Source organism: Psychrobacter sp. TB20-MNA-CIBAN-0197, assembly GCF_040309765.1.
Lineage (GTDB): Bacteria > Pseudomonadota > Gammaproteobacteria > Pseudomonadales > Moraxellaceae > Psychrobacter > Psychrobacter submarinus.
The window spans coordinates 1-255 of sequence record NZ_JBEOPC010000988.1 but is presented as its reverse complement, the minus strand read 5'-3'; the positions used below and the strand labels follow the sequence as shown (position 1 = coordinate 255).

The following is a 255-nucleotide window of genomic DNA, read 5'->3' as shown; positions in this document are numbered from 1 at the left end:
AGCGTGCTCTGCTCGCCCATCATGGCGCTACGATCAAACGGAATACTGGCACGCGAAAAATACAATGCATTTTTATTAATATCGCTAACGACTTTAACTGCATTAGGATTAAAAACGTCTTCTTGCTCTTCTATCGCTACACTTAAAGTGGCCATAGGTGCAGTTGATTCATTTAATAACGTGGCAACTTGAGATACATTTTCTGGTGCCAATAATGGCTCATCACCTTGCACATTAACTACAATAGTGTTGTTA

Annotated in this window: 1 protein-coding gene; it reads right to left on the bottom strand. The window is 40.0% G+C overall.

The features are described 5' to 3' along the window. A partial coding sequence (locus tag AAEY83_RS16845) for a cytidylyltransferase domain-containing protein (protein WP_502945211.1) occupies positions 1–255 on the bottom strand: 255 nt, incomplete at both ends.